This is a genomic window from Polaromonas sp., assembly GCF_030680935.1.
GTDB lineage: Bacteria > Pseudomonadota > Gammaproteobacteria > Burkholderiales > Burkholderiaceae_C > Polaromonas.
On sequence record NZ_JAUXUP010000074.1, the window covers coordinates 47,423 to 55,193 of the forward strand.

The following is a 7,771-nucleotide window of genomic DNA, read 5'->3' on the forward strand; positions in this document are numbered from 1 at the left end:
GCGCTAAGTGGCCGCGGGAGCCACCGCAGAGGTGTCATCGGGCATATCGCTCATATCGACTGCAATCGAGATCGGTCCAGCGGCGATTTCCGATTCGTTGTCTTCTTCGTCCACTTGTTCGGCGGCAGCGTCATCCAGCACCACATCCAGGCGCTCGATCACCGTGCTGCTGATGTCCAGTGTGATCTCATCAATCTCACCGAGGCGGATGCGCACCCTGGCGCCGCGCGGCAAGCCTTGTGCGCCCATGGCGGGCAGCACCAGCGGCAGGTCGTCGGCGCGCACCAGTTGGTCCTTGAATGCGGTGGTGTTCAGTTCGCTGATACCGTTTTGCTGCAGATACTTCAGGGTCCAGTACCGCTCGATGCCAGCCTGAAAGCCGTTGTAGGCGCTGTAGGCCCCGTCAAAGCCCGAGATGATGGAAAACAACTCTGCGTCTTTGGGTTTGAAGGGTGCAGCCAGCGCAGCGGTGCGGCCGTGTTTGACGCAGGCGATGATCTGCCACTGGTTGACCAGGTCGGTGTAGCGGCGCAGCGGTGAGGTGGCCCAGGCGTAACTTTTGACGCCTATGCCGGCGTGCGGCAGGGCTTTGGTGCCCATGCGCACTTTCACGCCGGGCGCCAGGCTGGCCTGGCTGCGGTAAATGCCGGGGACACCGTGTTCGGCCAGCCATTCGCCCCAGGTGCTGTTGGCCAGGATCATGGCCTCAGCGACGATCAGGTCCAGCGGCGCGCCGCGCTTGCGGATGCTGATGCTGACCTTTTCGTTGCCTTCGGGCTCCTGGCCGGTCGGGTTGTCGAGGCTGAAGTTGTAATCGGGGCGGTTGAAGTTTTCGGGCTTGCCACGCACGACTTCGCGCTGGGCTTTCAGATGCCGCGCCAGCCGGTGCAAAAAGGACAACTCGGTACCCCAGGGCACATCGGCCGGTGGGGTGCTGGCTACCGCCGCATCGAAAAATTTTTCGGTAAAAACCGCGTCAAGTTTGTCGTGGCGCAGGTTGGCGGCAATGGGCACCTGCTCCAGCCTCGTCGCTGTGCCGCTGATGGCCAGCGTGGCTTCGTCGAGGGTCACATAGAGCGACAGGGCCGGGCAATTGCGCCCCTCTTGCAGGGTGTAGCTTTCCACCACCGCGCCGGGCAGCATGGTCAGCTTGTAACCCGGCATGTAGACGGTGGACAGGCGGGCGCGGCCCAGCAGGTCGATGGGGCTGCCCGGCAACACGGCCAGTCCGGGCGCTGCGATGTGGATGCCCAAGGTGACCGTGCCGCTGCCGATGCCCTGCACCGACAGCGCGTCGTCGATCTCGGTGGTGCGGGAGTCGTCGATGGAAAAGGCCCGCACTGCAGCCAAGGGCAACTCGTCCTTGACGGGCGGCGCTTGCACGGCGGGAAAAGCCGTGCCTTTCGGGAAATTTTCAAACAGAAAGCGTTTCCAGTGGAACTGGTAGGGCGAGGCAATCGCGCCGGCCTGCTGTAGCAGATCAAGTGGCGCCTTGTGCGCGGCGCGCGAAGCCTCAACCACGGCCTTGTATTCGGGGCTGTTTTTGTCGGGCCTGAACAGGATTTTGTAGAGTTGCTCGCGCACCGGCGCCGGGCAAGTGCCCTGCGCCAGTTCCTCGGCCCAGGCAGTGATCTGGGCGATGACCTGCTTTTTCTTCTCAATGGCAGCCAGCGCCTGTTGCAAAATCTCGGCCGGTGCCCTGCGGAAGCGGCCCTTTCCGGCGCGCCTGAAGTAATGCGGCGCCTCGAACAGCCGGAACAGGGCAGCAGCCTGTTGTTCGGTGGACGCGGGTTTGGAAGGGTCGGCGCTGAAGTAGTCACGCGCCAACTCTGCGAAGCTGAACTCTTCCTCGCTGGCGAATTCCCAGGCCAGGTCCAGCTCGATCTCTTCGCTGATTTTCTGCCCGGCCGCCATCAGCTCCGCAGGCGCAGGCTTTTCAAACTTCAGCAGCGCATTGGCGGCCTTGACCTTGACCCGCTTGCCCGAGTCCAGCTCGACCTGCAGCGAGCTGTCCGCCTCCGACAAAATACGACCGGCCAGAAACTTGCCGGCCTCTTCAAACAATACAAACAAAACATGGTCCTTTGGTTAACCGGCCCCCGGGAGACTAGTGTAATCAGCCGCCTCCCGGCAGGCCTCAGGCGAGTTTCAGGAACTCCACGATCTCCGCGATGTGTTGGTCGAAATCGCTGAGCGCATGGTCGCCGCCTTCCAGCAGCTTGATACGTGCGCCGTGGTAGCGGCGCGCCATTTCGCGCCAGTCCAGTACCTCGTCGCCCTTGGCGATGACGGCCAGGAAGTTCTGCGGCTGCTGCGGGCCGGGCACCTCCAGGGCGCGCAACTCGTCCACAAATGCAGGTTCGAAGAAGAACCGTTCATCCGGCGCGTGCCAGGCAGTTTGCTCACCGACGTACTTCGCCAGATCGCGCGCCGGGTGAACGGCCGGATTGAGCAGCACTGCCTTGCAGCCAACGGTGTGCGCCACATGCGTCGCGTAGAAGCCGCCCAGTGACGAGCCCACCACCGCCATGGAGGCATGCGGCCAGGCTGCAACACCTTCGCGCAGCATCAGCATCGCTGCGCGCGGAGAGGGCGGCAGTTGCGGACACCACCAGGTCACGTCGGGGTGCTGCTGGCGCACCAGGGCGGCAAACTGGCGTGCCTTGGCTGATTGCGGCGAGGAACGAAAGCCGTGCAAATAGAGCAAGTGGGTGGTGGTCATGGGGCGATGGTGAACAGCCGTTGTCTGGCGGGACGCTGCGCGCGCTCTTTGATTGCTATGGAGTGAATAGCTGCTTGCGCAATCCCCCTAAGGGCCGGCGGTCGTTGTGACCCGCAAGTTGCCTGACCGGGCCGGCTGTCAGAACTTCGGCATGCCTTTCATGCCGCCCATGCGCTTCATCATCTTCATCATGCCGCCGCCCTTCATTTTTTTCATCATGCCCTGCATCTGGTCAAACTCGTTGAGCAGGCGGTTGACCTCCTGAACCTGAACGCCTGAACCCGCAGCGATGCGGCGCTTGCGCGTGGCCTTGATGAGTTCGGGCTTGCGTCGCTCCAGCGGGGTCATGCTCTGGATGATCCCCTCCTTGCGGCGTATGTCCCGCTCGGCCTTGTCCATGTCGACCTGGCCCGCCTTGGCAGCCATCTGTGCCGGCAGCTTGTCCAGCAGGCTCGACAGGCCGCCCATGCTTTTCATCTGCTGCAGCTGGCTCAAAAAATCATTGAGGTCAAAACCGCTGCCGGACTTCATCTTGGCGGCGAGTTTTTGCGCCGCCTCCATGTCCACGCCGGCCGTGACCTGCTCGACCAGGGCCACGATGTCGCCCATGCCGAGAATGCGCCCGGCGTGGCGCTGGGCATCGAAGACTTCGAGGCCGTCGATTTTTTCGCTGGTACCCGAGAATTTGATCGGTGCGCCGGTGATCTGCCGCACGCTGAGCGCGGCACCGCCGCGCGAGTCGCCGTCGGTTTTGGTCAGGATGATGCCGGTCAGCGGCAACGCTTCCTTGAAGGCCTTCGCGGTGTTGATCGCGTCCTGGCCCTGCATCGCGTCGACCACAAACAGGGTCTCGACCGGATTGAGCGCCGCATGCAGCGCCTTGATCTCGGCCATCAGGGCTTCGTCGATCGCCAGCCGGCCGGCGGTATCCACCAGCAGCACGTCGAAGAAGTGTTTTCGCGCATAGTCCAGCGCAGCAAGCGCGATGTACACCGGCTTTTGCTCGGCGGTGCTCGGAAACCATTCGGCGCCGGCCTGCTTGGTGACGGTCTTGAGCTGTTCAATCGCCGCCGGCCGGTACACGTCACCGGAAACCGTCAGCACCTTCTTCTTGCGCTTTTCAATCAGGTGTTTGGCGAGTTTGGCGGTGGTGGTGGTTTTACCCGCGCCCTGCAGGCCGGCCATCAGGATCACGGCCGGCGGCTGGGCGGCAAGGTTGATGTCGCTGACACCTTCGCCCATGGTCGCGGCGAGCTCGCGGTTGACGATGCTGACCAGCACCTGGCCGGGCGACAGCGAACTCATGACCTCCTGGCCGAGAGCCTTGTCCTTGACGCGGGCGATGAAGTCGCGCACCACCGGCAGGGCCACGTCGGCTTCCAGCAGCGCCATGCGCACCTCGCGCAGCATGTCCTGCACATTGGACTCGGTGATGCGGGCCTGGCCTCGCATTTCCTTGACGAGGCGGGAAAGTTTGTCAGTAAGGGCAGAGGCCATGAGCAGGCTCCACAGCTGGAGCAAAAAGGAAGTGAAGGAAGAAATACCGGCCTGCGTGCCAGGCGGCTACAGCTAAACTGTAGCCATGATTTTAACTTTGAGCGCTGGGTGGGGTCTGGCGACGGCCATTGCCGCCGCGCTGGCCTACGCCGTGCTGGCGCTGGCCGCCCGGCGCCTGAGTGAATCAAGCACCCGCATCGTGCTGTTCATGGCCTGGCTGCTGCACGCGCTGGCGCTGGCCGACGGCCTGATCGGCGATCCGCCACGCTTCGGTTTTGCACCGGCCCTGTCCATGACCGTCTGGCTGGTGCTCAGCGTGTATGCGGTGGAAAGCCGCCTCTTTCCGCAGTTGAAGGCACGCTGGACGCTGGCAGGGCTGGGCACGGCTGCCGTGCTGCTGGCGCTGGTGTTTCCCGGCTCCAGCTATCACGTGATCGCCTCGCCCTGGCTGCCGCTGCACTGGGCGCTGGGCATTGCGTCCTACGGCCTGTTTGCCGCAGCCGTGGTGCACGGCTGGCTGATGAACCGGTCGGAACGGTCCATGCGGTCCGCGACGCAGCCGGACACCGGCGTTCCCCTGCTGACGCTGGAGCGCCTGACCTTCCGTTTTGTGCAGGCCGGGTTTGTGCTGCTGACCGCCACACTGGCGGTCGGCTGGCTGTTTGCCGAAACCCTGTACGGTCCGGGATTGGCCGGGCAATGGAACCACAAGACGGTGTTTTCAGTGCTGGCCTGGTTGACCTTTGCCAGCCTGCTGGCCGGGCGGGCCCGCCTCGGATGGCGTGGCCGCCAGGCTGTGCGCCTGCTGTATCTGGGCTCGGGCTTGCTGTTGCTCGGTTATGCCGGTTCGCGTTTTGTGCTCGAAGTCGTTTTGAAGCGCGTATGAAATACCTGATCGTTTTCGCAGTGCTGCTGGTTGGCATCTGGTTATGGCGCACCAACCGGCGCACTGAATCACGCGACAAAAAACCACCCCCGCGTCCGACCGTCAGCGGCCCGAAACAGGCCACCGAGGTCGTGGCCTGCGCAGTCTGCGCAGTGCACCTGCCGCGGCCGGATGCGGTGCCGGGAAAACACGGCCTGTACTGCAGCGAAGCGCATCGCCGCCAGGGCGACGCCTAGATGGGCGGCGTCACGGACTCGGGCAACTCCTGGTTCGGTCCGCCCGACACCAGTGCCTGGGATACGGGTGCGAGCGGCGAATCCTTCGCCCGCCTGTGGCGCGCCTTCATGACCGCGCGCGTCACGATTGCCAGCGTGCTGCTCGCGCTGCAGGCATCGATTTATGCGCTGGACCAACCGGTGCGCGGGGAAATGATCCTTCTGAGCGTGGCCTACTTCGCCGCCACGCTGGCGGTCCGGGCCTGGGCCCGGCCCAAGCGGCCAGGCAGTACCTTCGACGCCCAATGGCTGTATACCGTCGGCATCGATGTGGTGGCGTTTTCCGCGCTGAATTTTCTCCAGTTCGGCGCGCTCAACTACACCCCACTGTTTGCCTTGCCGGTGCTGCTGGCGTCCGTCCTCGGACCCATCCTGCTGGCGCTGGGAACGGCTGCCAGCGTGACCCTGCTGCTGCTGGCCGACGCCTGGTGGGTGTCGCTGGAGATGCCGGGCGACGCCACCGCGCGGTTTCTGCAGGCCGGCCTCAGCGGGTCCGGCTTTTTTGCCGTGGCCCTTCTGGCCAACCAGCTCGCGCAGCGCCTGACGCGCGAGGAGCAGCGCGCCCACACCAACCAGTCCGCCGCGCGCATGCAGACCCAGGTCAACGAACTGGTGATCGACACCCTGGTCGACGGGGTGCTGGTGATAGACACCAGCGGCATTGTTCGCGCCGCCAATCCTGCGTCGCGCCGGCTGCTGACGGCCCAGGGCGAGGCACGCACCGCTCCCTTTGTGCTCGCCTCACAACCCGCCTGGCAGCCGCTGGCCAAACTGGCACACCTCACTTTTGAACGTCAACAGCCGCAGCAGGCTGACGTGGGTCTGGAACACGCTTCGCGTCATGCACGGCGCCTGCAGGTGCGCACCCGGCTGGCCGCATCGCGCGACGGCTCCGAAGAAAGCCTGTGCGTGATGTTCCTGGAAGACCTGCGGGAAATGGAGGCCAGGGTTCGCACCGAAAAAATGGCCGCCATGGGCCGCATGTCGGCGGCCGTCGCCCATGAAATCAGGAACCCGCTGGCCGCCATCACGCAGGCCAACGCCCTGCTGGAAGAGGACCTGAAGGACGCCGGGCACCGGCAACTGACGGGCATGGTGGCGCAGAACGCCCAGCGGCTGGCCCGCATCGTCGAGGAAATCCTCAACCTGTCGCGTGTGCAGGAGCAGGCGCCCGAGGTGCAGACGCGGGCGCTGCGGCTCGACGACATGGTGCAGCGTATCTGCGCGGACTGGGCCCAGCAAAACGCGGCCGGCCACCGGCTGCGCGTGGTGGCCGGCACCGGCCAGACCGCGATCCTTTTCGAGGCGGAACATCTGCGCCGGTTGATGGTCAACCTGCTGGACAATGCACTGCGTTATGCCAGCTCCGCCGACGCCATCCAGGTCACCACCGATGCTTCTTCGGGCCAGGTTCGCCTGCTGGTCTGGAGCGACGGCCAGCCGCTGGAAAAAACTGTCCAGTCGCATCTGTTCGAACCTTTTTTCTCCTCGGAAAGCCGCTCCAGCGGACTGGGCCTGTACATCTGCAGGGAGTTGTGCGAACGCCACGGCGCGCTGATAGGCTACCAGCGGGTGGCACGGCAGAATGTGGAAGGCAACGAGTTTTTTGTCATCTTCAGGCCGGCGTCCGCCGATTCGGTGCTCCCACTGGCCGTCCCGGACACCTTGTTCTGACACGCTGCTTTCCTGATAAAACACGACACCCATGAGCCCTCCGAATCCGGCCCACATCCTGGTCATCGACGATGAGCCGGACCTGCGCACCCTTTATGAGCTGACACTGCTGCGTGAGGGTTACCGGGTAGAAGCTGCCGCCGACCTGGCGCAGGCGCGCGTGCAGTTGCAGGAGCGTCGCTTTGATGCCGTGATCACCGACATGCGGCTGCCCGACGGCCTGGGACTGGAGTTGCTGCGCGAGATGGTGAGCCAGCAGCGTCCTGAGCGCTGCGTCGTCATCACCGCGCATGGCTCTGCCGAAAACGCGGTGGAGGCGCTGAAGGCTGGCGCGTTTGACTACCTGACCAAGCCGGTCGACCTCAAGCAGTTCCGCAACGTGGTGGCTTCGGCGATCCAGGGCCCGGCAAGCACGGAAAAACCCAGAGCCGACAGCGATACCGGCGCTGCCGGCGCCGCCCGGCCCGGCAAATCCCAGGACGGCGCGCTGACACTGCAGCGCCTGGTCGGCGAGTCGGCCGTCATGCAGACCGTCAAGGCCCGCATCATCAAGGTTGCAGGCAGCATGGCGCCGGTGCTGATCCAGGGCGAGTCAGGCACCGGCAAGGAACTCGTCGCGCGTGCGGTGCACGACTGCAGCCATCGCGCCGCCGGGCCTTTTGTCGCGGTCAATTGCGGCGCCATTCCCGAGAACCTGCTGGAAGCGGAGTTTTTCGG

At 64.5% G+C, this 7,771-nt stretch carries 7 protein-coding genes; 4 read left to right on the plus strand and 3 right to left on the minus strand.

Features of this window, described 5'->3' with window-relative positions:
* Positions 1 to 3: 3 nt before the first annotated feature.
* The 3 genes from Q8L50_RS17680 to ffh form a co-directional block, all read right to left on the minus strand.
* On the minus strand, positions 4 to 2,073 hold the full coding sequence (locus Q8L50_RS17680; protein ID WP_305349946.1) for a ribonuclease catalytic domain-containing protein: 2,070 nt from the start codon (positions 2,071 to 2,073) through the stop codon (positions 4 to 6).
* A gap of 64 nt (positions 2,074 to 2,137) precedes the next feature.
* Complete coding sequence (locus Q8L50_RS17685) at positions 2,138 to 2,722, minus strand: YqiA/YcfP family alpha/beta fold hydrolase (protein WP_305349947.1); 585 nt, start codon at positions 2,720 to 2,722, stop codon at positions 2,138 to 2,140.
* A gap of 138 nt (positions 2,723 to 2,860) precedes the next feature.
* Positions 2,861 to 4,219 (minus strand): signal recognition particle protein, encoded by a 1,359-nt coding sequence (ffh, locus tag Q8L50_RS17690; protein ID WP_305349948.1) that lies wholly within the window; start codon positions 4,217 to 4,219, stop codon positions 2,861 to 2,863.
* A gap of 85 nt (positions 4,220 to 4,304) precedes the next feature.
* Between ffh and Q8L50_RS17695 the strand changes: the two genes are divergently transcribed.
* From Q8L50_RS17695 to Q8L50_RS17710, 4 genes are all read left to right on the plus strand, one after another.
* Positions 4,305 to 5,105, plus strand: coding sequence for an inner membrane protein YpjD (locus tag Q8L50_RS17695; protein WP_305349949.1), 801 nt, complete (start codon positions 4,305 to 4,307; stop codon positions 5,103 to 5,105).
* On the plus strand, positions 5,102 to 5,341 hold the full coding sequence (locus Q8L50_RS17700) for a PP0621 family protein (protein WP_305349950.1): 240 nt from the start codon (positions 5,102 to 5,104) through the stop codon (positions 5,339 to 5,341). Before Q8L50_RS17695 ends, Q8L50_RS17700 begins: the two co-directional genes overlap by 4 nt.
* Positions 5,342 to 7,054 (plus strand): PAS domain-containing sensor histidine kinase, encoded by a 1,713-nt coding sequence (locus Q8L50_RS17705; protein ID WP_305349951.1) that lies wholly within the window; start codon positions 5,342 to 5,344, stop codon positions 7,052 to 7,054.
* Between the two features lie 31 nt (positions 7,055 to 7,085).
* The coding region (locus tag Q8L50_RS17710; RefSeq protein ID WP_305349952.1) for a sigma-54 dependent transcriptional regulator at positions 7,086 to 7,771 on the plus strand (686 nt) is incomplete at its 3' end.

What these genes read in the sequence shown, in the direction of transcription:
- Q8L50_RS17685 (WP_305349947.1), bottom strand. Translation starts at nt 2,722, where the DNA reads ATGACCACCACCCACTTGCTCTATTTGCACGGCTTTCGTTCCTCGCCG.
- ffh (WP_305349948.1), bottom strand. Translation starts at nt 4,219, where the DNA reads ATGGCCTCTGCCCTTACTGACAAACTTTCCCGCCTCGTCAAGGAAATG.
- Q8L50_RS17695 (WP_305349949.1), top strand. Translation starts at nt 4,305, where the DNA reads ATGATTTTAACTTTGAGCGCTGGGTGGGGTCTGGCGACGGCCATTGCC.
- Q8L50_RS17700 (WP_305349950.1), top strand. Translation starts at nt 5,102, where the DNA reads ATGAAATACCTGATCGTTTTCGCAGTGCTGCTGGTTGGCATCTGGTTA.
- Q8L50_RS17705 (WP_305349951.1), top strand. Translation starts at nt 5,342, where the DNA reads ATGGGCGGCGTCACGGACTCGGGCAACTCCTGGTTCGGTCCGCCCGAC.